Here is a 24,102-nt window from a genome sequence, read left to right as displayed (position 1 = left end):
ATTGTGGCATTTTCGGTCCCCACCAAAGATTTCGTTACTCGCAAAATCCCATTTTGTGCTCCGGGCGTTGTATCAGCCTGGAGCACAGCTCTTTGCATCAAAAATGCAGACTTCAGAAACGCGGCCTGTTATTTATAGCCAGCTGGTGTTTCTCCAACCCTGTTTTGCCATGCAGGCGGTAAATGCGGCTTTCCGGCTATTTATATTAACGTCCAAGGGGTAGCTTTCAACGCCTAGTTTATTTTCATATTTATAACCACTGCTGTTACATCCATCGTCATCTTTATTGCATTTCAATGAAACCTGCTTTTCAACGCTTCTGGTAGCGACCTCATTTTTAACCGGGTACTGAGCTAATGACTCAGTATCGCAAAGGCTATTCGCCTCTTGCAGGGACAGTGTTGGCGTACCTAACGGTTCCCATGTGGCAGCACAGCCCGACAGAATAATGGCGGGAAAAACAGCAAATAAGCGTTTGTTCATAAAAGATTCTTTAGTTAAATTTAAGGAGTTATTTTATAAGTGCTCCTGATCCTGTAGGAAATTTAACCCTATTGGCACTTATCACTCATTTTCACCAACGAGGCGTTATAAACACTCTCGTCATTCGACGCGAATACGGCCAATCCCTTTACCATCGCTTTAGGCTTTAAAATCCCAGACATAAGCTTTTCATCGACGGTGTCTAGTTTAAACACTTTACCGTTAGCAGAGGACGCTTGTAAACATAACTTACTGAGATCGATATCTTTATCGGACAGATTAGTCACGGCAACGGTGAAATCCTTGGTATAGAAGACATGGCTGCCAATCGCGGCCGAACCCTGGCTTTGTTGTGTGGAATATACCGCGACAGCGTCTGAATTCCCTGCGACTGCTGGTAAACTAAACAAGCCAAATGCCAAGGCCGCGCTCAGGTAATGTGCTTTCATGATCTTTCCCTTTAATAATGTGAGTGACCAATAATAGTGTAGAGGATTTAAACGGTAGATTAACGGTCGTACTCCAACCCGTTGACCCGCAACGTTGTCCCAATGAGTTTTCGGTAACTGATTGGCCGCCCCGTATACCTCACCTCGCTCTGATAGAGGTTTGCAGCCTCCAAAAGAGCGCCAATATGAATCGTTAAAACGTTGAGGAAACGATGCAGCAGGTTACGATGATCAATCTGCCCTACCGGTATTGACTAAAATTCTAATAATAAGAGAATGATAAGATTGTGTTGGGGCTATCCCTAGTGAGTAATCAATAGAAGCCGGAGCGAATCATCGCCTGTTCTCATAGCTTTACCAAAGTTAAACAACTGGGCGTACTTCTTGCCGGTGTGCTTTCACTGGCTAGTTGCACCTCCGAACCTGCGAAATCCTTAGTCACTCCGTTGCCTTCGGTGGCAAAACAGCCACACCCGGATAAATCACGGCAAAGCCAGGAACCGGTGCGCGGCGTTTGGCTGGCAACCGTTTCCCGCCTCGATTGGCCACCAGTGACATCGCTCAACGCCAGCAGCCCAGCCATTCGCATTCAACAACAGCAGGAAGCATTGCAAGGCAAGCTGGATAAACTGAAGACGCTGGGTATCAACACCGTTTTTTTCCAGGTTAAGCCAGATGGCACTGCCCTCTGGGCATCAAAATTTTTGCCATGGTCAGATGTGCTGACAGGGAATATTGGCGACAACCCAGGCTATGATCCGCTGCAGTTTATGCTGGATGAAGCGCACAAGCGCGGTATGAAAGTCCATGCCTGGTTTAACCCCTACCGGGTGTCCGTTAACACCAAACCAGTAACCATTGATAAACTGAACCGCACATTGTCGCAGCAACCAGCCAGCGTCTATGTGCTGCACCCTGACTGGATCCGCACCGCAGGCGACCGATTTGTGCTCGACCCAGGTATCCCGGAGGTGCGGGACTGGATCACCAGCATCGTGGCGGAGGTGGTTGCCAACTATGATATTGACGGTGTGCAGTTTGATGATTACTTCTATGCTGAGTCCCCTGGATCCGTGCTTAACGACAACCAGACCTTCAAGAGGTATGGTCAACATTTTGGCTCCAAAGCGGACTGGCGGCGAGACAATACTAAACAATTGGTTGGGCAAGTTTCTCGTACTATCAAGAAGTTGAAACCCGACGTTGAATTTGGTGTCAGCCCTTCTGGCGTATGGCGTAACCACTCACACGATGTGGCAGGTTCCAATACGCGAGGTGCAGCGGCATATGATGAATCTTATGCCGACACCCGCAGTTGGGTTCAGCTTGGGTTGCTGGATTACATTGCTCCACAGCTGTATTGGCCCTTCGCGCGTGACGCGGCCCGTTATGATGTGCTCGCCAAATGGTGGGCTAATGTGGTGACCTCCACCAATACGCGTCTTTATATCGGTGTTGCACTGTATAAAGTTGGGAGCCCCTCAAAGAACGAGCCAGATTGGATGGTCAACGGTGGCGTGCTGGAGCTACAAAAGCAGCTGGATTTGAACGAGTCCGTATCGCAAATTAAAGGCACGATCCTGTTCAGAGAGGACTATCTTAATCAACCACAGACCCAGCAGGCAGTCAATTACCTGAAAAGTCGCTGGGGTAGTTGAGGAACTTGGTGGGTTTTGTCATTGATTGTGCGTTAGATCACCCACATTCACCCTACTTGCATACCCAAGCAGAGAGATTAAGGTGCCACCTTTTAAATGCAACGGCACCTTGCTACTTTTACCGAGTCGTATCAGTTGTCGCAACGTCCTTCTTTGGCAAGCTTAACTCCTGGCTTTGAGATCACTCTTTTCCCTTCCTCTTCTGTCGACTGACTGAGGCCAGCACCACCAACAAAAGCACCCATCTTTATATATTGCCTTACGAAGTAATTCTTTCCAGACTCAGTGAAGATGGACAGGTCATTTGGAGAAAACTCTGACTCCGTTGAAATCTTGTGCTTTTCCCCACCAGTTACCTGTGTGTAGAAAAACGTTTTATCTGCTGTTTCACCGATGCATTTACCATCAACATAGATATCTTTTTTTAGCGCTTTGCCAACAAAACTATCCCTGTAAATATACAAACCAGCTTTATTTTCATCCGGAGTTGTGAAGCTTTTAGCTTGTACGGACTCTTGCTCTGTTGCAAGTGGGACACTAGCACAACCACTTAGAAGTAAGGCACCCAAAATAGATACTGATAAAAATAAACTTTTTATATTCATGAAAATACATCCCTTTGAAAAATAATAATATACTTTATGATATTCAACCTATCCCCAACTGGCATAAACTTTCAATAAGAATAGTTACGGTCATTGATTACCCTTGGTGATTAATCAAGATCAAAACCAATTTTTACTGAAGTTTGTCCTAGATAAGGTGTGTCTGAATGTTGCCACAAATTAATGATAGGTCAAGATAATCAATCAGGTATGCAGTAAACTTATGATAAAGCTCAAGGTTTACGTGAGCGAATGCTTTTTAAGTAACCATAATCACCTTTCGTATAGAACAGAGCTAGCTAGGCTGCCAGTTTGATTAAGGCGATTGATCTGGTTTTTGTGATGGAAAATAACTTGGACTTGGATTAGATCAGGGGACAATATGCCCCCTGAGACTGCTGGGCTAAAAATGTAGGGGCGCTGCACATGCTGCGCCCTTCTAATTCAATTACTTCCGCAACGCCTCAAGAATGCGGTAAGCCGCCTCAACCCGCACAGGGTTAGGATAATTTTTGTTAGCCAGCATCACGATGCCGAGATCCTGTTGAGGAATGAAGGCTACATAGCTGCCAAACCCGCCGGTTGAGCCGGTTTTATGTACCCAAGAGGCGCTCGATGGTGGCGCTGGCGGAGTGATTTTTGTGACGCTCAACGCTGCCAGTGCATTTTTATTATCGCTACCCTCAACCACGGTTTTCTCTTTAACCGGCCAGTTCAGCATTTCCCAACCCAGGCCTTGATACATATCACCGGCATGCCAGTAGCGCGACTGGGCAAGCGTAATCCCCTTCTGCAGCGAGGCATCCTTCACGTTGGCAGGCGCCATGTTGGCCTGCACCCAGCTTGCCATATCCTCTATCGATGACTTCACGCCATAGGCTTCGGCATCAAACATGCCCGGAGAAACGCGAACCGCCTTCCCATCGCGATAGCCCCAGGCGTAGTGCTTATCTTCCTGCTGCGGCACGTTTATCCAGGTTTGCGATAGCTTCAACGGTTGGAACACACGTTTGGTCATCGCCTGTTCAAAACTCATGCCTGACGGTTTGACCATCAGTGCGCCAAACAGGCCAATACTGGCGTTCGAGTAAAGGCGCTTGGTGCCCGGAGCCCATTGCGGTTGCCAGGTTTGATAGTAATTCTGCAGCGATGCTTCATCGGTAACATTGTCCGGTATCTGCAGCGGTAAGCCACCGGCGGTATAGGTTGCCAGGTGCAGCAAAGTGATACCTTGCCATTGCTTGCCCGACAGCGCTGGCCAGTACTTACTCGCCGGATCGCCAAGGTTGATTTCACCGCGAGCAATGGCATCACCACCCAGCACTCCAGTGAACGTTTTACTGACCGAACCGAGCTCGAATAAGGTCTGCTTCGTGACGGGCTGCTTACCGGCAACATCTGCCAATCCCCAGGTGAAGTAGTAAGGTTGGCCCTGATAAATCACTGCCACCGCCATGCCGGGAATGCCCTGCTCTTTGATCAATGGCGCAACGGTGCGATTCACAATGTCGGCTATTTGTTTTTGCGTTTGCGGTGCGGCAAACACTGAACTTGAGGTGGCGAGGAACAGCACACAGGATAGGGATTTCTTCAACATTGCTATTTTCCATCATTGAGGGCTAAAGGTTCTATCAGACGCGCTTAGTTTGTAGAACTTGATGATCGGCGGCAAACGGTAAAATTTAGCATCTGTTAAAAGTTTTTCTATTGGCTTGGGTGATAACCATTGGCGTTAAATCAATCTCAATGAGTGCCAACGTATCACAAAAGCCAACCAATTTAAGGTATTAGCAATTGATGTGCGTCATTTAATAGCGTTATCATCAAGCCTTATATCTAGCGGATGACGGCAAATGCTCAGAAAAGATGATGTGAAACCTCGCGCCTACAAACAGGTGGATGTATTTACCACTTCGCCATTGCAGGGTAATCCCTTGGCGGTGATCCTGGAGGCAGAGGGCTTGAATGAAATGCAGATGCTTTCACTAGCTCGCTGGACCAATCTTTCGGAAACGACGTTTGTTTTCAAACCGACTAATCCGCTAGCCGATTATCAGGTGCGCATTTTTACCCCCGAAAAAGAGTTGCCCTTTGCCGGACATCCGACTTTGGGTACGGCCCATGCATTACTGGAGGCTGGGCTGGTGACCAAACAGCCGGGTGTGGTGATGCAAGAGTGCGGGGTTGGTCTGGTTGCGGTCAATATTTCACCTGAAGGAACACTGGCGTTTGCTGCACCTGCGGTAACGCTTCGAACGCTGAATACAGAGGAAAGGGAAGCGCTAATGGCAGCTTTTCAACCTGCGGTTATTGAAGCCGATACGATACCGGTGATTGCCGACATGGGTATTCGCTGGCTGGTGGTACGTATGCCAAGTGCTCAATCCTGCCTGACGATGACGCCGGATCAAGCCATGATTAAGAAGCTGCAAACTGATCATGATGTTGATGGTGTGGTGATTTATGGTGCCTATTCATCGGGTGAGCCAGCAGATTATGAAATGCGAGCGTTTCTGGTTGAAGGGGGTAAGTTGGTAGAGGACCCAGTGACTGGCAGTGCCAATGCATGCCTGGCCCGTTTGTTGAAGTCAAGTAACTTCCCCGACGGTAGCTCGACTGCACAGGGGTATCAGGTTCGACAAGGTACCCAACTACATCGCGATGGCCGGGTTAGTGTTCGCTTTATTGACGGTGAGCCTTGGATTGGTGGGCAGAGCTGCACGCTGATTAATGGTCAGTTGCACATTTAGCTGTGGCGGTAATTTACGGAGTATCGACATTGTGACCGGGTACCCTTTCCCGGTCTTAATGATTGTTCATGACGAATCACAATAGCTTAAGTAAATGTGTCGCGATCCCCCATCGGAGAGTGACGCATTTATCCCCAGCCAGGTCTAAAACAGAGTAGCTCGCGTTCGGTTGAGCATAACGGGGAAAATTGTCGATTCTTCCCTCTTTGAGCAAGGCCAGAACGCCCTGGCTGACTTGGCCATGAGCTACAATGCATATTGTCTGGTGTGGAGCTACTGCTTGTTGGTTGTGCAAAAAATTGATAACTCGCTGAGAAGCCTGCGTCAGCGACTCGCCGCCAGGGGGACAAAACTGCGCATCTCGCCCAAATAGCGACTCTGCTTCACTGGGATAGTCAGATTGTATTTGCTCCCGTGTCATCCCTTCATAGTGACCGAATGCCTGCTCTTTCAGCCCGGGTTCCGCAACCAACGGGCAGAGAAAACGATCCGCTAGTGCCTGACCCATATGCCAGGCACGACCAAGTGGGGATGCGTAGACACAGTCTGTAGGGTAAGCTGCCTCCGTTAACGCTTCAAGTAACGCTGATGTCTCGAGCACACCTCGTTTAGTCACCGGACTATCCATATGCCCCTGAATAATACCGCGCTGATTCCATTCCGTTTGCGCATGTCGTACAAGTATCACTTTCATCAAAAATTACCGTTGTTCCATCAGGCTAACGGCCAGATTCGCCAGCCAGCTGAAAATTCGCTATTATCCACATCCACTCTCCATCCGGCAGCCTGATGTCTACGATTTTCGATACTTTTATTGCCCCGCCGTGCCATGACGAGATAGAGATCCTCTATCAGGACGATCACCTGGTGCTTATCAATAAGCCCGCCGGACTGCTCAGCCTTTCGGGGAAGAATCCGCAAAATCTCGATTCGGTACATCATCGGCTGGTAAAGATATTCCCCGACTGCACCCTCGCCCATCGCCTTGATTTCGGTACTTCCGGGCTGATGGTGGTTGCACGCAATAAGGCTATCAACGCCGCCCTCTGCCAGCAGTTCAGCCAGCGCACCGTGACCAAAGTTTACAGTGCACTGCTCTGCGGACACCTGAACGACAACAACGGGGTGATAGACGCTGCGATTGCCAAAGACCCGGCGCTGTTCCCACTAATGTCGATTTGCTCAATCCACGGCAAGCCCGCTCGCTCCCACTATCGTGTTGTTGAACGCTTTTATCACGAGTTGGAAGACGGGACTTTATTGCCTTTGACGCGTGTAGAACTAACCCCGGAGACCGGGCGCCCCCATCAATTGCGTATTCACTGCCAGCAGTTGGGACACCCTATTTTGGGCTGCGATCTATATGGCGGTCTCCTGCTGCCAGGCACCGAACGGACACCGCGGCTGATGCTGCATGCCAGTGAGTTGCATTTTGTTCACCCTATTAGTGAAGAGTTAATTAAGGCCTGTAATGCCTGCCCGTTCTGAAAGTGAAAGTATCTCTCACGGTGTCGTGACCTGCACTCCGTTGATTAATTCAACGGAGTGCTTGCAAAGTTCGTTTCCAGCCACTGGGGAGAACCATGTAGGCTAAGAGCGAGGAGCGGAAGTTAGGAATGCATACTTACATCGATGTGTCTTGAATCATGTGGAGCAGATCACCTGACGTTCTTGTTTGTCGGTTAGTGTGATTTATTTCTCCAAATATTCAATACGATAACCTTATGCAAATCTATAAATAGCAATTGGTTTAATTAATGTTTCATTCCAGCTTGTAGAATAGAGGCTAACCAAATACATAAGGATTATTCTTCACATGAAAAAATCAATAATTGCTACCACTATTTTAATTGGTGCTTTTTTAAGCGGTTGCGCTGTGCAAAATGATAAAACACAGTTTCAAGGCCTGGGTTTGACATATCAGTCTGATGTCAAAAAACTGGATAATGGGGACTATCTCACTGAGGTAGAAGCAGCTCCTGCTGCAGGTCGTATACAAGGAGCTATTGGCACTGCAACTAAAAAGGCTTCTGATTTTTGTAGGGTACAAAATAAATCCATGAGTGAAGTCAAAACTGATATTGATACACACTTACTTGTTAATGGCGTTGCTCGCCTGACGTTCAAATGCGTTTAAATATTCCCAAGTTTTATTACTTTGCATAAAACTGAGAGGGCTGTTGTAAAATATGCTCTCTCTGTGCATATTCTTACGGTGACTAGATGGCAATATAGTTATCCCCTAAAAACGGCCCTTTCCCTGTTAGAGACCTTCCGATATTCACCTATTAATACCAATCCCTCCATTCTTCATTAAGGGTTAAGGGAGCGGTTTGCTTGAGCTATGAGTAACGTCCGCTCCTGGCACTGAGCGGGCGGTCAGATCTTATACAACCCAAAGCAGAAAGTGTCAGATTAAGTATAAAACGCCCTGTTTCTTCCTAGGATCACAGCGGGTAAACACAGGCTAATCGAGATCCTGGCCAACCATCATTCTGTGACCCTCGGGGGTCCCTAAGGTAAATTCACGCATGCCATGCGGTTTATCAACAGGGGGAGCCAGCATGATCGCCCCCTTGCTTAAAAACTCTTCATAAAGAGCCTGGGCATCATCGACATACAGATAGGCAAAATAGTTGTGATCGCCCGTATCTGCGGGTGACATAGCATCCGGCGAATGACCTAACATGATACGCACGCATCCCCTGGTGGCTAGTTGCCAGCCCATCCCCTCCGGCCATGCCAAGTCAAATCCCAGGACATCGCTAAAATAAGCAGAGCTTGTTTTGAGATCGCGAACTGCAATCACAAATGAACTGGACTGAAAGCTGGCAGCAGGTTTAGTCATTATGTAGTTCCACTTCAAGATTTTGTAGACCAGAGCGTAGCACAGGTTAGAGGATCTGCTTTGCCTCACTAGGCTAGGAATCACCCTCCCCACTCTGGTACATTTGATGCCTTCACGCGGGGTGCTTTTATACCAAACAACGGGATTCAGAATGTCAGAGAGTAAGCAAATTCATATAGCTGCAGCCGTCATAACCGATCGGGCTGGCCGGGTCCTTCTGGTCAGAAAACGCAACACGGAGTGGTTTATGCAACCGGGTGGAAAAATTGAATCCGGTGAGCGGCCGGAGGTGGCACTTGCTCGTGAACTGGAAGAGGAACTGAATACTTCCTTCAACCCTAATGAGATGGTCCCACTAGGGCGTTTTACGGATATCGCGGCAAACGAGCCTGGACATATGCTGATTGCTGACATGTTCAGAGTCAGCACTGAAGAGACCCACTTTCTGCCCGCGGCAGAAATCGAAGAAGTGATATGGTTTGAACCTTCTAGCAACCAGCCGGTGCAACTGGCCCCGCTTACCAAAAATCATATTCTTTCTATGCTGGAACGTTAACGGGTCATTGGTAGTATCGACCCCTTCACCATAACAACACATTAGAAAAGGATAATTTCTTGCATTCGATTACCCTGCCATTCTCCACCGAGCGCCTGCGGCTACGCCGTTTTACCCCTGACGATCTCCACTCCTATGCGGCTTACCATCGCCTGCCTGAAGTCTACCGCTACTTGTATGCTCCACCGCCAGAGCAGGCGCAAATGGAAAACCGGTTGGCAAAGGCCGTAGCCTCACGTTTCAGTGAAGATGGTGACACTTTTTATTGTGCCGTCACATTGAAGGATAGCGGCGAACTTATTGGTGAAGTGTTGCTTAAACTGGCCAGCAGAGCGGCGCTACAAGGAGAAATAGGTTATATCTTTAACCCGGTTTATGCCGGTAAAGGCTATTCGGCAGAAGCTGTACATTCGGTGCTGGAACGCGGTTTCACCGAAGTGGGTTTCCACCGCATTTTTGCCCGACTTGATGCAGCCAATCGCGGCTCTATCGGCGTGGTCGAACGTTTGGGCATGCGTAAAGAAGCGCATTTACGACAGAACGATCGCTTTGATGGTCAATGGGGCGATGAACTGATTTACGCGCTACTGAAGCAAGAATGGCCACAAAACTAATGCCGAGGGGTTACGGCGGATTTTGCTAATGCCTGGGCCCTTTTATGCGAGGAAACGGTATGTGTTGCACTAAAAAAAGTATGATTATTGTGGGCGCGGGGATTATAGGGGCCTCAATCGCTTATCATTTGGCCAGCCGCGGAATAAAAGTGACCGTTATCGATCGAGCGCAACCAGCTTCTGGTGCCACCGGCAGCGCTTTTGGCTGGATCCACACCACTGTGAGTGACGATGCCCCGGATGCACTTCTTCGCCGAGCGTCGGCGGAAGACTGGCACAGGTTAGAAAAAGAAATTCCGGAGCTTTGTATACGTTGGGTTGGTGCGCTAAGTTACGGGGCCGATTCGCCTTGCGAACAAGATGAGTCGAAAATGCTTCAGCAGTCTGATATATCCCGGCTGGAGCCAGCGATGAATGCCCCACCTTCACGGGCGTATTATGCCGTTCAGGATGGCGCAATGGATCCGACAGAGGCCACCCAAGCCCTGCTGGATAAGGCCTGCTGTCTTGGCGCGGAGTTGAGAACACAGACGCTCGTCACCGGGTTTAGGAAAGAGGGAAATAGAATAATTGGCATCGAAACAGCGGAAGGCATATTGGACGCGGATTGTGTCATTCTGGCCAGCGGGACGGGTATAACTTCGTTGCTGAGCATGATAGGGATTTCGCTCCCGATCGTGGCTTCGCCAGCCATTCTCCTCCGTTACCGCGTGACAAAGCACGTTGTTAATACCCTAATATCCGGCGATGACATTGAAGTTCGCCATGCATTTAACGGGGATCTTCTGGCGGCCGAGGATTATCCGGTTACGGGTGATACTGAAGCCGTGGCATCTGAAACCCTCACGGCGATAAAAAGCAGGCTACAAGGAACGGCATCGGCCTATCTTCTCAGTCAGTCGGTAGGACAACGACCTGTACCGCAGGACGGACATCCTGCCATTGGGTTTATTGATGATATAAAGGGCATTTACGTGGCGGTCATGCACCCTGGCGTAACCTGCGCGGCAACGGTCGGAAGGATGGTGAGTGAAGAACTGACCATCGGTAAAAACCCGGAAATTCCTGAAAGCTATCGACCTACTCGTTTAACGACTCGATCATCTGGTGCTTATTAATAACTGCTCAGCCTCCCGGGGAAAATATAACGGGCCGTGACCTGCCCCCATGATTACCCCGTGAACCTTTCTTTTCGTAGCGACCGCTACCTATTTCTTCGCCAACCAGGGGGACGATGTGCTCCAGAAAATGATATCTGCACCGAGATAGTCTTCTGCGAATTGTACAAACTCATCCTTGCTAAATGGCTTGCCCGTATTGGGGTTCCTGTAGGTCAAGGTCGGCTCTTGCACCGCCATGGCAACGAGTGCCAGCTTATTTTTGTATTTGTTGAAGAACGGATATGAGTTCTTCATTTGCGCTTTGCGGTTGGGAACAATATCTGGACCGCCAAGTCCTATATTATTGGCACTGGCGAACTCAAACAGTCGCCCCATGTAATTGTGGTCGTTGTTCCATTCGCACGGCCAGAAATTTACATATTGCACCACATGTGACTTGGTGAACACCTTGCGCGCAAAGGTGAGATTTTCCATTTCGCCTGCGAAATAGTTATCGCAGGTAAATCCCTTGGGTGGCCTTTTCTCGTCAAGGTCAATGGCTGTTTCGGGTAAGTTCACACCATAGACTCGGCCATCGAAACGCTCTGCAAGCGCTGCCAACAGAGCCTGATAACGTTGGCGTACAGCTGGATCCCACTGCTGTGCCACCCAACCCGAGCCAATCGGCTTTCCTTCGCCAGGATTGTCAAATTGTGGCGATATCCCACCACCGTACCTGGCATCATTCATCAGATAATCAGGAACGTATCGGGCATTCTGTTCGAAAAACCGATCCTGGATCTGAATGAAAAGTTTTTTCTTGGCTCCCTTGAGACGAGCCAGATCCTGCTCAATCTGCGAAAAGTTGTATTTGTTCTTCTCGGGTTCGAGTTAGCGCCAATTGTAAACGATCTGCGCACCACCAATGTCGCTACGCGCCATAATGACTGACGCCGCTTCGAGATCGCCGGAGCTGGTATAGACAAAGTTTTCTGGCATTTTAGCTAATAAAGGCAGTGTCACAGCAAGCAATGTTATTGCGACAGTGAGCCTAATGCGTATGGTCACGAGATTATCCCTTTTTGAAGGTTCGGTTTGCTGAATTTGTAGGTATTGAGCTGTAAAGTAATACTAACCTTTTGATTATTATTACGGAAGATGCCTGCACCTCCCCATCATTGTGAGCCCGGTGAGGGTTTGTCTGCAGCAGTTTAGTCATCTTTCCGCGGCTGGTGCAGCCTATCCAGCGTATCGCGAATCGGATAGTATTCCCCCACTGAAGGAATAATCAAAAGCAGCGATCCATGGACATCTCAGACTTAAGCCAAGCCCGCAGTAACACCGTCAGTAAGCTCCTCAATGCGCCTGATTTTTCGGCCCTGCTGATTGAACACGGCTGGGCGGCGTTCCCGGATCGTTTTTTAAAAGCCGTCGCTAACTCGAAGGACACCACCACGCAGACCTTGCTTGATATGCTGCCTGCGCTTTCGCTGGAACTGAAAATCCAGGTGGCGCAGCAAAGCAAGCAACCATTTATTGTCCCCTGCATGATATGGCCAGAGTTGGTCTGGCGTTGGCAGCCTTGGGAGTATGCCAGCGAAACTTTGGCATGGGAGGCGTTAACCTCAGGCTTTTCTGCGCTGATTGAGGGGCTTGTCAGCCGGCCTATGGCATCGATAGCGGATCAAGACTGTGCTGCGGACAAAGTTTACTCCGACTATTTTATGGATCCGATTGGCCCGATCCTCGATAAGCTGGATAACAACCCAGGTTGGCCAGCGTGCTGGGCAAATATTGCTATTTATCATCCGGATGAAACCGTGCGTGAAAATATGATTTTCCGGCTGGTTAATCCTTCTCAGGCCCTGTTGCAGTCACTGACCAAAGATCCTTCTCATTTGGTCAGGTGCCGGCTGGTTTCTCGCTATCATGAAGATGAAGCGTTGATGAGGGAGCTACTGGACGACGTCAATGTCTGGGTCAGAGGTGAACTGGCGGAACGCGCGATATCCAGCCATATATTGACCCAGCTTAGCCAATCAATGGATCTGTTTGTCCTGGGCAGGCTGGCTCATAACCGGCAGTTTTTCCTTAATCCAAATCCGAGCACCGCCGCTCGCGTCGTATGGCAAAAGCTGGCGCAGCATCCTTATGTTTTTACCGAGGAGTGCTTTGCCGGTATGGCAGCACTGGCGGAAGATGACATGATAGATTGGCCAATCTTTTCTCGTTGGGTGGAACAACTTGCGGTTAGGTGTCCTCAAGTGCACGATAAAATGCCGCCGTTCCGCACCTTTGGTTATTCTCAATTTCCGGCTTCTGAAACCAATTTGTACGACACTGCCAGCAGCCTGTTCCAGTTTAACCGTTCGCTGGCACTCAACCCTTTGACTCCGGTAGCGATCCTCCACTTATTCAGCCAGTGCCCATTTGAGGCGTTGAGGCAAGAGATAGCCCAGAATCCGGCCTTGCCTGCATCCTAATACGCCTGATGATAAAGTGGTGAAGTTCGCCGAAGAAGCGCAAGTAGCAAGACTGCTGACAACACCCAACAGGCTCAAAACGTAGGGGCGCTGCAATGTGCTGCGCCCGCTTAGCAAATAAAGGATATCGAATGTCGAAGTTAATTTATTATGTTGCAGCATCGATGGATGGCTACATTGCCACCCAGGATCATGAGCTTGACTGGCTGACTAATTTTATTTTAGGCGATGATGCTACACCTTATGATGACTTCTACCAGAGTATTGGTGCGGTGATTATGGGAGGCAAAACCTACAGCTGGATAATGGAAAATGCCCATGGCAACTGGCCTTATAAAGATGTTCCGGCGTTCATTTTGACAAGTCAGGATCTGGCAATACCGCAAGGCACAGGCATAAGTAAAGTGAGTGGCAATGCTAATGATATTGCCCGGCATACAAAACTGGCGGCAAAAGGTAAGGATGTTTGGGTCGTTGGAGGGGGTAAGTCCGCTGCATTTTTCGCCGATGCTGGGGAGTTAGACCAATTATATATCACAACCATTCCCGTATTTCTGGGTGAAGGGATCAAGATCCTACCCGTCAACCGTAGTGTGGTTGTGACACCTGTGACGAACAGGTTTTTACAAAGCGGTGCGTTAGAAAGCGTGTTAACTATAAGAAAATAGTTGCGATTAGTCAGCGTGGAATAAAAGGGCAGAATAGAGAAGCCGCATCAAGCGGCTTCTCTAGTGACAACAATCAGTGGTAAATCTCGGCCGTACCGCACATACGGTTGTTGCCGGAAGCGCCGATAATGCGATAGGCACTTGCCCCCGCTGCGTTAGCCTTATTCTCCAGTTCACGCTGGAGGCTGCTCAAGCTGTTGCTGCTTGAACAGGCGCTAATCACGCCGATTTTCTGCTGATTGGCAGGCGCAACATCAACCAGCGTGGCCGCCATGACAGAGAAAGAAAGCGTTGCCAACGCGAGTGCGGCGAAGGCCATTTTGACAGGTTTCATACCAGGATCTCCTTTGCTATTCAGATATGTCGGGCTGGGTAACCCGCTTTGCCAAGTACCGCAAGTAACTCGCTTGCTGCCAAAGTGCTGTCGACCTTTACCTCACCTGCCGCCGGGTTGGTTTCGATACGGGCCTGTGGGTCAACGCTCAGTAGCGCCTTGGTGACGGATTTAGCGCAGCCGCCGCAGGTCATATTGGGAACAGTGAAATGATGCATATTGATCTCCATCGGGTTGGTGTCAGATCACTATGAGGTTTGCCAGCGTGGCAAGGTCAAAGGTTTTTCTGCAAAATTTTCTCTTTCGTTACAACAGCAAAGCCCTTTTCCCCGCGTTTTAGCACACCGGACGCAACACCGAACTTTGGTGCCTTATTTGGCACTGTTGTCGCTGTGGTTGGCTCGGCTAAATCAGCCAGGATCGGGCAGTCTGGGCGATCATTACCGTGGCAGTGATCGGCCAGGAACTCGAGGGTTTCTGCCATCGCCTGCAGTTCGGCGATCTTGGCTTTTAGCCGTGCGACGTGGGAAAGCGCCATTTCTTTGACGTCGGCGCTGGCGCGGTCCCGGTCGTTCCACAGCACCAACAGCGCCGAGATTTGCTCAACAGAAAACCCAAGGTCGCGTGAGCGGCGGATAAAGCGCAGGCTATGTACGTCCGAAGAGCTGTAATGGCGGTAGCCCGCATCCGAGCGTATGGCCTTGGGGATCAAACCGATCTGTTCGTAGTAGCGGATCATTTTGGCTGAAACGCCGGAGGATTTGGCTGCTTGACCGATATTCATCGTTCACTCCTTCATAGGGCTACAGTTAGCGTTATTGTTACTGGTTAAGCTCGCTGGTCTCCCTCACCCCAACCCTCTCCCCAAGGAGAGGGAGCTGATACGGAGCTGCGGTCAGGTGTGGAGGCCAACTTACACAGCCTCGAAGCTCCGGAGCTAAGGTGAACACTTGAATCCAGTTGTAGCACGGTCGGTCCCCTCTCCCTGTGGGAGAGGGTTAGGGTGAGGGGTATCACCATGGCCCGACATGGGTCATTTACTTGCGGTGATGGGGATAATCTCCGCCCCGCTTTCCGCCGTTCTGCTAGAGGCATCAACCGTCATTGGAGCCTGGAAACGCTTAAGCCGCAGCGCGTTGCCGAGTACAAAGACGCTGGAGAGCGCCATCGCCGCCGCCGCGAAGATCGGCGAAAGCAAGGTACCGTTTAACGGATAAAGCGTGCCCGCCGCCACCGGGATCAGCACCGCGTTGTAGGCAAAGGCCCAGAACAGGTTCTGTTTGATATTGCGGATCGTCGCCTGGCTGAGTGCGATAGCGTTCGGCACCCCGCGCAGGTCACCAGACATCAGCACCACGTCGGCCGCCTCGATAGCCACATCCGTACCGGTACCGATAGCCAGCCCAACATCCGCTTCCGCCAACGCAGGGGCGTCGTTGATACCATCCCCCACAAAGGCCACTCGCGCACCATTGACCCGGAACTTTTTCAGCGCTGCAACCTTACCGTCGGGCAACACCTCTGCCGCAACTTCATCAATACCGAGCTGTTTGGCGATCGCGGCCGCCGTTGCCGCATTGTCGCCGGTGATCATCGCCACTTTGAGGCCCAGAGCGTGCAGCGCCTTAATAGCCTCTGGCGTGGTTTCCTTGATCGGATCGGCAACTGCAATCACCGCCGCCAGGCGACCGTCAATAGTGGCATAGAGCGGACTCTTACCCTGTTCGCCCAGGCGCTGGGCGGCAGACTTGAAGCTCGCTACATCAAGACCAAGCTGCGTCATGAACCGGTCTGCACCGACGGAGACCACCCTGCCATCAACCTTGGCCGTTACACCAAAACCCGGCACGGCGTCGAAGCCTTCAATGGTGGCCAGCGTGATGCCCTGCTGTTTGGCGGCCAGCACAATCGCTTCGGCGATCGGGTGCTCAGAGCGGGTTTCAACCGCCGCAACCAGAGCCAGCACTTCGCTGTACTCAAAACCTTTAGCGGGAACGAGATCGGTGAGTTCTGGACGCCCTTTGGTCAAGGTGCCGGTTTTGTCGAGGGCGATAACGCTCACGTCACGCAGCGCCTGCAAGGCTTCCCCTTTACGGAACAACACGCCAAGTTCTGCGGCGCGCCCGGTACCGACCATAATTGATGTCGGCGTAGCCAGCCCCATGGCGCACGGGCAAGCGATAATCAGCACCGCCACCGCATTCACCAACGCAAAGGTCAGCGCCGGATCCGGGCCGAAGATCAGCCAGACCAGGAACGTCAGCGCGGCGGCAGCCATCACTGCCGGGACGAACCACATGGTCACCTTATCGACCAGCGCCTGGATCGGTAGCTTGGAGCCCTGCGCTTCCTCAACCAGACGGATGATCTGCGCCAGTACGGTATTGGCCCCAACCTTGGTGACGCGGAAGCTGAAAGCACCGGTCTTGTTGATGGTGCCACCCACAACGGCAGCGCCTACGCCCTTCGATACGGGTAACGGCTCGCCGGTGATCATGCTCTCATCCACATAAGATGCCCCCTCGACGACTTCGCCATCGACAGGGATCTTCTCCCCTGGACGAACGAACACCACATCACCGGTGGTCACCTGATCGAGCGGGATCTCAACGGTCTCGCCATTGCGTTCAACGCGCGCGGTCTTGGCCTGAAGCCCGACCAGTCGTTTGATGGCCTGCGACGTTCGCCCCTTGGCGCGAGCTTCCAACGTGCGCCCAAGCAGGATCAAGGTCACGATGACCGCGGCGGCTTCGAAGTAAACGTTAGCGGTTCCCTTAGGCAGCACCTCGGGAATGAATGTCGCCACCACCGAATAGCCGTACGCCGCTGCCGTACCCACCGACACCAGCGAGTTCATATCGGGAGCCCCGCGCAACAACGCCGGGATGCCCTTGCGGAAAAAGCGCAGGCCCGGGCCGAACAGCACCAGGGTGGCGAGCACAAACTGTATATACCAGCTCGTCTGTTCACCCAACACGCCCTGCACCCAATGGTGCATAGGAGGAATTAGGTGCGAGCCCATCTCAAGGATAAAGACCGGCAAAGTGAGAATGCCCGCTATCAGCAAAGAGCGGCGTAAGCCGCGCGCTTCGTTTTCGCGGCGTTCAGTATCCTGATCGTTTACATTCGGCGTTTCGGCAGACAAACGGCGGGCCTTGTAACCCGCCTGCACAACCGCCGCTTCAAGGTCAGCGGTGGAGATAACCCCGGCGAGGTGCCGTACCCGCGCACGCTCGGTCGCCAGGTTGACGCTGGCAGAGAGGACGCCTGGAAGTTGTGTCAGCGCCTTCTCAACTCTTCCGACGCAGGATGCGCAGGTCATCTCTTCTATCGCCAGTTCGGTAGTCTCTTCACGGACGGCGTAACCGGCGCTCTCGATAGCACTAACTGCTGCTTGTGGATCGGCCACGCCGCTAAAGGTGACATCTGCCCGCTCAGTGGCAAGATTGACCATGGCCGTTTGCACGCCGGGAACGGCTTTTAGTGCGCGCTCGACACGGCCAACGCACGATGCACAGGTCATTCCTTCGACCGGCAGGCTCAGACGAGCCGCTTGATTGGAACCTGATGGGAGGGAAACGGAAGCCATGGCTCTACTCCTGGGAAGTTTCGGTAACAAAAAGCTTAAACCTTCCCACCAGGGGAAGGTCAAGGCCTGTTAGCAATCAGTTCTGTGGGGGGAAATTGGCTATGCCGCTGGCCCCATTACAATTGCGTTCCGTCTGGGTACAGACTTCCCAACCGCCGCCCAACGCCTTATAGATGCTGACAATGGCAAGCTGCTGGTTAGTCCGTGCGACGGCCAGCGCGCGCTGGCTGGCAAAGTCAGCGCGTTCGGCATCGAGCACCTCCAGATAGAGACCGTCACCTTCGGCAAACCGCACCTGGAGCAGACGAGCAGCTTCGCGATTGGCCGCAGACTCCAGCAGGCGCAGCTCAAGCGTGCTGCCCGCAGCGCCATAGGCTTTAAAGGCATCGTCCGTTTCCTGCAAGGCACGCAATACGGCCTGGTCATAGACGATCAAGGCCTGTTTGCTGCGGGCTTCACTGGCGGCGATCCGGGCGCGCGTGCGGCCGATATCCAGCAGCGACCAGCGAATAACCGGCACGATAAAACCCGATAGAGCCTCGGCACCGTTCAGCGCATCAAGACTCCCAGCCACAAAGCCGAGCGATCCCTGCACCTGGATCTCGGGATAGAGCGCGGCCGTCTCGACGCCAATCTGGGCGGTAGCCGCAGCAAGGTCCCGTTCCGCCACCGCGATGTCGGCACGCCGCGAGAGGAGCGATACGGGATCGCCCACGGCAATAGTTCGTACGGACAACGAATCATCCAACGGCACAATTGCTGGCGGCCTGAACGACTGAGGGACTGTGCCGAGGAGGATGGCCAGTGCGTTGATGCTTGCCGCCCGGCGGCGTTCCAACTCAGGCATGGCCACCTCAACGTTACGTAACAGCGCCTCGGCACGCAGTCGGTCAAACTCACTGGCGGAACCGGCGTTGACCTGCTGCTCAACCAGCTTCAGGCTTTCACGCTGGCTTTGCCTGATGTCGGTTACAGCGGCAATTTCGGCCTCGATACCGCGCAATTCGAACCAGGTAGCGGCCACCGTAGCAATGACGCTCACCTGCACTTCACGCAGTAACGCCTCGCGTGAGCCAGTTTGTGCCTGTGCAGCTTCCACCGAACGCCGCACGCGCCCAAACAGATCGAGTTCCCAAGCGGCATCGATGGCTCCACGATAGCTTTCGCGTTGACGCGGCTGGTCAGGTGAAATTTCCACTTCTCCCCAACGGCGGTTCTCATAACTAAGCGCGGGGCCGCCGCTGGGCAGGAAGCTCTGGCGATCCTCTCGCAGCATGGCCTTGGCCTCTTCCAGCCGCATGGCCGCGATGCCAATATCATGGTTCGCGGCCAATGCCTGCTGGATCAAGGCCGTTAGCGCCGGATCGTCGAAAGTACGCCACCACTCAACCTCGACGGCCCCCGTACCGAGCTCGGCAGTTGGCTCACCAAAGCTGATTGGCAGCGGCGACGATGGCGGTGCATAGTCAGGCCCCACCGCCGAGCATCCAGCCAGCAACAACAGCGCACTCAGAGGAAGTAGCACAGCTTGATAGCGATCTCTCATGGCTGGTTCCCGTTGATGCGTTGTTTTGATGTTGAGCGATAATGCTCGACGCGGGCGGCAAGACCACGCATCACCACGTAAAAGACCGGAGTCAGGAACAAGCCAAACAGCGTCACGCCGAGCATGCCAGCAAACACCGCAATGCCCATGGAGTGGCGCATTTCCGCCCCTGCGCCGCTGGCCAACACCAGTGGAACCACGCCAGCAATAAAGGCCAGCGAAGTCATCAGGATCGGTCGTAACCGCAGTCGACAAGCCTCAATAACCGCCTCAAGTGCGCTCGAACCCTGGGATTCGAGGCTGCGTGCAAACTCAACAATCAGAATGGCGTTCTTGGCAGCCAGCCCCACCAACACGATCAACCCAATCTGAACGAACACGTTGTTGTCTCCCCCCACCAACCAGACGCCCGCGATCGCACTCAGCAGACACATCGGTACGATCAGCAAGACCGCCAGGGGCAGCAGCCAACTGTTGTACTGCGCGGCGAGGATCAGATAAGCGAGCAGTACACAGAGTGGGAAGATAAACAGCGCCGAATCTCCGGCCAGCTTTTGCTGGTAGGTGAGCTCGGTCCATTCGAAGCTCATGCCTTCAGGTAGCACTTCCTGCGCCAGTTGTTCCATCAGCGCCACCGCCTGTCCGGAACTTACACCCGGCATGGCACCGCCGGAAATATCCGCCGAGGGGTAACCGTTGTAATGCATCACGCGATCCGGGCCGGAACTTGGCGTAACGGTGACAAACGCGGACAGCGGCAGCATTTCCCCGGCCGCATTGCGCACTTGCAGCCGACCAATAGCTTCAGCTTGCATGCGGTGATCCGCATCGGCCTGAGCCGTGACTTTGTAGGTGCGGCCGAAGCGGTTGAAGTCGTTGATATACAGCGAGCCGAGATACACCTGGAGTGCCTCAAAGACGTCCGCCAGACGAACGCCTTGGCTCATCGCCTGGGTGCGGTCGATACTGACGTCGAGCTGCGGTGCATTGACGTCAAGGCTGGTGAGCAGCCCGGCCACCTGCCCCGTGCCACTGGCTTTCTGCATCAGGAGCTGAGTTTGCTGAACCAGCGCATCCAGCCCGGCACCGCCACGATCTTCAACCTGCATTTTGAAACCGCCGGTAGCACCCAATCCTGGCACCGGTGGCGGCGGGAATACGCCAAGGAATCCGTCGGGGATGCTGGCGAATTTGGCCTGTAAGCGCTCGGCGATCGCCATCGCGCTGAGGTCGTCTGTCGTGCGATCTTTGAATGGGTCGAGCATCACGAACATCACGGCGGCATTTGGCACGTTAACGAAACCGTTGATTGAAAGCCCCGGGAATGCCACGACGCTTTCAACACCGGGTTCCTCCAGTGCGATCTTCGACATCTGCTTAACCACAGCCTCGGTGCGATCCAGCGATGCCGAGTTGGGAAGCTGGGCAATGCCAACCAGATAATATTTATCCTGCATGGGGACAAAGCCCGGCGGTACGGCCTTGAAGCCGAAGAAGGTCAGCGCAAGCAGCCCAGCGTAAACCACCAGGGCCAGGCCGCTGACCCGCACAACCTTGCGGACCGTGTTGCCATAGGCGTCAGGTGCGCGTTGGAAAGGCCGGACCAACCGCTCAAACCTCCGTTCAACACGACCACGCAGGCTACGAGGATCGTGAGTGATCCCCACCTTACGTGGCCGCAACAGGAGCCCGGCAAGCGCCGGGCTGAGGGTGAGCGAATTCACCGCCGACAGAAGGGTCGAGATGGCAATGGTGAGCGCAAACTGTTGATAAAACTCGCCTTGTAAACCGCTGAGGAAGGCGGTTGGGATAAACACCGCGGCCAGCACCGAGGTGATGGCGATAATCGGCCCGGTGACCTCGTCCATCGCCTTCCTGGCGGCTTGCGGAGGATCTTCACCATTTTCGATATGCCGCTCGACGTTCTCCACCACCACGATCGCATCATCGACCACGATACCAATCGACAGCACCAAACCAAACAGCGACAAGGTGTTGAGCGAGAACCCCATCAGATGCATCACGGCGAAGGTGCCGATAAGTGATACCGGCACGGCCATTAGCGGGATCAGCGACGCCCGCCAGTTGCGCAGGAACAGCACCACCACGATCACCACCAGGAAGATGGCCTCCAACAGCGTGGTAGCTACCGATTCCAGCGAGGCCCGGACAAACACCGTCGGATCATAGGCGATGCGCGAACTGAGTCCGGCCGGGAAGTTGCCTTCAAGCCGCTGCATGGTGGCTCGCACCGCCTGCGAGACGTCCAGCGCGTTGGCTCCCGGGCTTTGAATGATTTGCAGCGCCACGGCGGGCTCACCATCGAGCAGGCTACGCAAAGCGTAGGCATCAGCGCCCATCTCGATACGGGCGACATCCCGCAGGCGCGTCACCTGGCCATCCGCGCCGGTGCGAATGATGATATCGCCGAACTGCTCTTCGTCGGTCAATCGCCCGAGGGTGTTCACAGTCACCTGGAAGGCGGCGGTAGAGTTGGGAGCCTGGCCGACCGAACCCGCCGCCACCTGTACGTTCTGCTCGCGTACCGCGGCTATCACGTCGCCAGCCGTCAGCCCACGTGCCGCGATCAGGTTTGGATCGAGCCACAGCCGCATGCTGTATTCACCCGCCCCCCAGACCAGTACGTCGCTGATCCCCGGAATACGGGACAGCTCGTCGCGCACCTGCAGGTAGGCGTAATTGGAAATATACAGTGGATCGTAGCGCTTATCGGGCGATAGCAGATGCACCACCATCAGAATATCTGGCGAGGTTTTTTGCGTAACCACGCCCTGGCGTTGCACTTCTTCAGGTAAACGCGGCAACGCACGGGCGACCCGGTTTTGCACCTGAACCTGTGCCATATCGGCATTGGTTCCCTGGGCGAAAGTCACGGTCAGGATCATCCGGCCATCGGTGGCCGATTGCGACGACATGTACAACATGCCCTCTACCCCGGTGATCGCCTGTTCGAGCGGCGCGGCCACCGTTTCAGCGATCACCTTGGGGTTGGCGCCCGGGTAGGAGGCCGTCACCTGCACGGTTGGCGGCGTCACGGCCGGATACTCGCTGAGCGGTAATTGGAAGAAGGCAACGGTGCCAGCCAACACCATCAGCACCGAGAGCACGATGGCAAAGATCGGCCGATCGATGAAGAAACGTGGAAAGCTCATTGCGCGCCTCCTGAGGTTTGCGGCAGCGCAATAGGCGTACCGTCAATCGCCGCGGACTGTGGCGTAATCTGCATCCCAGGGCGAACCAATCCCTTGACGACGATGCGCTCACCCGCTTGCAGACCTTGTTCGATTACCCGCATTCCATCGGCCATCGGGCCAAGTTCGACCGGCCGGTATTCTGTTGTATCGCCTTTGCCAACGACCAGCACATAGCGGCTGCCCTGGTCGGTGCCAATCGACAGGTCAGAAATTAGTACCTTGGGCTGCGGAGTGCCGATCTCCATTTTGACCTTGGCGAACAGCCCGGGCGTTAATTGCCCATCCGGATTGTCCACCACCGCGCGTACCCGCATCGTTCCCGTACCGCGATCGGCAGCGTTGGCGAGGAAATCGACATGGCCGGACCGCGAGTAGGTTTTGTCGGCGATCAGCGCTACCATGACTTTGGTTGCCTTTGCCGACTCTGGAGTTGCATTGGTTCGGCCAGCGGCGAGAGAACGTAAATAAGTACGTTCGTCGACATCAAAATAAACATGCAGCGGATTGATCGAGACGATGGTCGTCAACGGCGTCACACCACTGGCAACATAGTTACCTTCGGTGACCAGGGTTTGGCCGACACGTCCGCTGATGGGCGCGGTGACGCGGGTGAAACTCAAATCCAGTTGCGCAGCATCCAGCGCGGCTTTGGCGGCATCAACCTGAGCTTTTCCCGCGTTTACTGCAGCTGTGGCGGTATCAAGAAACGCCCGAGCGACGACCTTTTGCGCAAACAGCTTCTCGGCGCGTGCATATTCCGCCTTGGCGAGTAACGAGGCTGCTTCAGCCTCGCGTAGGCGTGCTTTGGCAACGTTCACAGCGGCTACGAACTCCCGAGGATCAATGAGAAACAGCCGGTCTCCCTGATTAACCAAGCGCCCTTCGGGCACGCTAACCTCCTGAAGATAGCCAGAGACTCGTGGGCGGAGTTCAACCCGCTTGACCGCAGTAAGCGAGCCAGTAAATTCCACAAAAGGCGTTATCGGGCGCACGACAACTTCGGCCACCGGAACGCTAGGCGGTTTGGGAGCTGCGCCGCCGGAGGGCACCGCCTCCTCGCATCCGGAGATCATGAACGCGGCGCTTATCGCCGCAGTGAGCAGGGTTATAGCTTTGACTTGCATCGGTTTACCTTTCGCGACGATGGTCGACAGTAGGTTTGGCAGGCTGCCTTTATCCGGCTTGTCACGTTTGGAAGGTCAAG

General features: G+C 53.3%; 22 protein-coding genes and 1 pseudogene. 9 read left to right on the top strand and 14 right to left on the bottom strand.

Features of this window, described 5'->3' with window-relative positions; all coding sequences use genetic code 11:
• Positions 1 to 132: 132 nt before the first annotated feature.
• A complete protein-coding gene (locus tag ACMV5I_RS00595; protein ID WP_121606828.1) occupies positions 133 to 483 on the bottom strand; it encodes a hypothetical protein in 351 nt (116 codons plus the stop codon).
• Positions 484 to 551: 68 nt separating this feature from the next.
• Positions 552 to 932: a DUF4354 family protein gene (locus ACMV5I_RS00590; RefSeq protein WP_414823417.1), complete on the bottom strand. Its 381-nt coding sequence runs from the start codon at positions 930 to 932 to the stop codon at positions 552 to 554.
• 332 nt (positions 933 to 1,264) lie between these two features.
• On the opposite strand from ACMV5I_RS00590, the gene ACMV5I_RS00585 reads away from it, so the two are divergent.
• Positions 1,265 to 2,590, top strand: coding sequence for a glycoside hydrolase family 10 protein (locus tag ACMV5I_RS00585; RefSeq protein ID WP_414823699.1), 1,326 nt, complete (start codon positions 1,265 to 1,267; stop codon positions 2,588 to 2,590).
• 131 nt (positions 2,591 to 2,721) lie between these two features.
• Here the strand turns inward: ACMV5I_RS00585 and ACMV5I_RS00580 are convergent, their stop codons facing one another.
• Positions 2,722 to 3,195, bottom strand: a complete 474-nt coding sequence (locus tag ACMV5I_RS00580) for a DUF2846 domain-containing protein (RefSeq protein WP_059200813.1) — start codon at positions 3,193 to 3,195, stop codon at positions 2,722 to 2,724.
• 448 nt (positions 3,196 to 3,643) lie between these two features.
• A complete protein-coding gene (gene blaSFDC, locus ACMV5I_RS00575) occupies positions 3,644 to 4,792 on the bottom strand; it encodes an SFDC family class C beta-lactamase (RefSeq protein WP_414823416.1) in 1,149 nt (382 codons plus the stop codon).
• 256 nt (positions 4,793 to 5,048) lie between these two features.
• Between blaSFDC and ACMV5I_RS00570 the strand changes: the two genes are divergently transcribed.
• Complete coding sequence (locus ACMV5I_RS00570) at positions 5,049 to 5,945, top strand: PhzF family phenazine biosynthesis protein (protein WP_414823415.1); 897 nt, start codon at positions 5,049 to 5,051, stop codon at positions 5,943 to 5,945.
• Positions 5,946 to 6,021: 76 nt separating this feature from the next.
• On the opposite strand, the gene ACMV5I_RS00565 is transcribed toward ACMV5I_RS00570, so the two are convergent.
• Positions 6,022 to 6,639 carry a histidine phosphatase family protein gene (locus ACMV5I_RS00565; RefSeq protein ID WP_414823414.1) on the bottom strand — a complete coding sequence of 206 codons (618 nt, stop codon included), beginning with the start codon at positions 6,637 to 6,639 and terminating at the stop codon, positions 6,022 to 6,024.
• A gap of 95 nt (positions 6,640 to 6,734) precedes the next feature.
• Between ACMV5I_RS00565 and ACMV5I_RS00560 the strand changes: the two genes are divergently transcribed.
• Positions 6,735 to 7,433 carry an RluA family pseudouridine synthase gene (locus ACMV5I_RS00560; protein ID WP_414823413.1) on the top strand — a complete coding sequence of 233 codons (699 nt, stop codon included), beginning with the start codon at positions 6,735 to 6,737 and terminating at the stop codon, positions 7,431 to 7,433.
• Between the two features lie 328 nt (positions 7,434 to 7,761).
• Positions 7,762 to 8,082, top strand: coding sequence for a hypothetical protein (locus ACMV5I_RS00555; RefSeq protein ID WP_202671736.1), 321 nt, complete (start codon positions 7,762 to 7,764; stop codon positions 8,080 to 8,082).
• A 330-nt stretch (positions 8,083 to 8,412) separates the two neighbouring features.
• On the opposite strand, the gene ACMV5I_RS00550 is transcribed toward ACMV5I_RS00555, so the two are convergent.
• Complete coding sequence (locus ACMV5I_RS00550; RefSeq protein WP_414823412.1) at positions 8,413 to 8,793, bottom strand: VOC family protein; 381 nt, start codon at positions 8,791 to 8,793, stop codon at positions 8,413 to 8,415.
• A gap of 151 nt (positions 8,794 to 8,944) precedes the next feature.
• Here ACMV5I_RS00550 and ACMV5I_RS00545 point away from each other — a divergent pair, with 151 nt between their 5' ends.
• From ACMV5I_RS00545 to ACMV5I_RS00535, 3 genes are read left to right on the top strand one after another with little or no spacing between them, the layout of a single operon-like run.
• The gene (locus ACMV5I_RS00545) at positions 8,945 to 9,349 is read left to right on the top strand and encodes an NUDIX hydrolase (RefSeq protein ID WP_141132232.1); all 405 of its coding nucleotides are present in this window, start codon (positions 8,945 to 8,947) and stop codon (positions 9,347 to 9,349) included.
• A 59-nt stretch (positions 9,350 to 9,408) separates the two neighbouring features.
• Entirely contained in the window at positions 9,409 to 9,963 is a 555-nt protein-coding gene (locus ACMV5I_RS00540; protein ID WP_414823411.1) for a GNAT family N-acetyltransferase, read from the top strand.
• A 59-nt stretch (positions 9,964 to 10,022) separates the two neighbouring features.
• Positions 10,023 to 11,081 (top strand): NAD(P)/FAD-dependent oxidoreductase, encoded by a 1,059-nt coding sequence (locus ACMV5I_RS00535; protein WP_414823410.1) that lies wholly within the window; start codon positions 10,023 to 10,025, stop codon positions 11,079 to 11,081.
• 90 nt (positions 11,082 to 11,171) lie between these two features.
• On the opposite strand, the pseudogene ACMV5I_RS00530 reads toward ACMV5I_RS00535, so the two are convergent.
• Positions 11,172 to 12,062, bottom strand: a pseudogene (locus tag ACMV5I_RS00530) (hypothetical protein).
• 305 nt (positions 12,063 to 12,367) lie between these two features.
• Between ACMV5I_RS00530 and ACMV5I_RS00525 the strand changes: the two are divergent.
• Positions 12,368 to 13,546 (top strand): hypothetical protein, encoded by a 1,179-nt coding sequence (locus ACMV5I_RS00525; protein ID WP_414823409.1) that lies wholly within the window; start codon positions 12,368 to 12,370, stop codon positions 13,544 to 13,546.
• 131 nt (positions 13,547 to 13,677) lie between these two features.
• Positions 13,678 to 14,214 (top strand): dihydrofolate reductase family protein, encoded by a 537-nt coding sequence (locus tag ACMV5I_RS00520; RefSeq protein ID WP_414823408.1) that lies wholly within the window; start codon positions 13,678 to 13,680, stop codon positions 14,212 to 14,214.
• Positions 14,215 to 14,287: 73 nt separating this feature from the next.
• On the opposite strand, the gene bhsA is transcribed toward ACMV5I_RS00520, so the two are convergent.
• From bhsA to ACMV5I_RS00485, 7 genes are all read right to left on the bottom strand, one after another.
• Positions 14,288 to 14,548 (bottom strand): multiple stress resistance protein BhsA, encoded by a 261-nt coding sequence (gene bhsA / locus ACMV5I_RS00515; RefSeq protein WP_179247464.1) that lies wholly within the window; start codon positions 14,546 to 14,548, stop codon positions 14,288 to 14,290.
• A 20-nt stretch (positions 14,549 to 14,568) separates the two neighbouring features.
• Positions 14,569 to 14,766 carry a heavy-metal-associated domain-containing protein gene (locus ACMV5I_RS00510; protein WP_024486782.1) on the bottom strand — a complete coding sequence of 66 codons (198 nt, stop codon included), beginning with the start codon at positions 14,764 to 14,766 and terminating at the stop codon, positions 14,569 to 14,571.
• Positions 14,767 to 14,822: 56 nt separating this feature from the next.
• Positions 14,823 to 15,332 carry a Cu(I)-responsive transcriptional regulator gene (gene cueR / locus ACMV5I_RS00505; RefSeq protein ID WP_174334053.1) on the bottom strand — a complete coding sequence of 170 codons (510 nt, stop codon included), beginning with the start codon at positions 15,330 to 15,332 and terminating at the stop codon, positions 14,823 to 14,825.
• Positions 15,333 to 15,581: 249 nt separating this feature from the next.
• Positions 15,582 to 18,137 carry a heavy metal translocating P-type ATPase gene (locus ACMV5I_RS00500; RefSeq protein WP_414823407.1) on the bottom strand — a complete coding sequence of 852 codons (2,556 nt, stop codon included), beginning with the start codon at positions 18,135 to 18,137 and terminating at the stop codon, positions 15,582 to 15,584.
• A gap of 76 nt (positions 18,138 to 18,213) precedes the next feature.
• Complete coding sequence (locus ACMV5I_RS00495) at positions 18,214 to 19,683, bottom strand: efflux transporter outer membrane subunit (RefSeq protein ID WP_414823406.1); 1,470 nt, start codon at positions 19,681 to 19,683, stop codon at positions 18,214 to 18,216.
• Positions 19,680 to 22,856 (bottom strand): efflux RND transporter permease subunit, encoded by a 3,177-nt coding sequence (locus tag ACMV5I_RS00490; RefSeq protein WP_414823405.1) that lies wholly within the window; start codon positions 22,854 to 22,856, stop codon positions 19,680 to 19,682. The genes ACMV5I_RS00495 and ACMV5I_RS00490 overlap by 4 nt, the downstream gene beginning before the upstream one ends.
• Positions 22,853 to 24,022, bottom strand: coding sequence for an efflux RND transporter periplasmic adaptor subunit (locus ACMV5I_RS00485; protein ID WP_414823404.1), 1,170 nt, complete (start codon positions 24,020 to 24,022; stop codon positions 22,853 to 22,855). The genes ACMV5I_RS00490 and ACMV5I_RS00485 overlap by 4 nt, the downstream gene beginning before the upstream one ends.
• Positions 24,023 to 24,102: the final 80 nt, after the last annotated feature.

Origin of the sequence: Serratia sp. T13T92 (genome assembly GCF_047530105.1) — a bacterium.
Lineage (GTDB): Bacteria > Pseudomonadota > Gammaproteobacteria > Enterobacterales > Enterobacteriaceae > Chania > Chania fonticola.
Note: the sequence above shows the minus strand (reverse complement) of the source record. Positions and strands in the feature narration are given on the sequence as shown.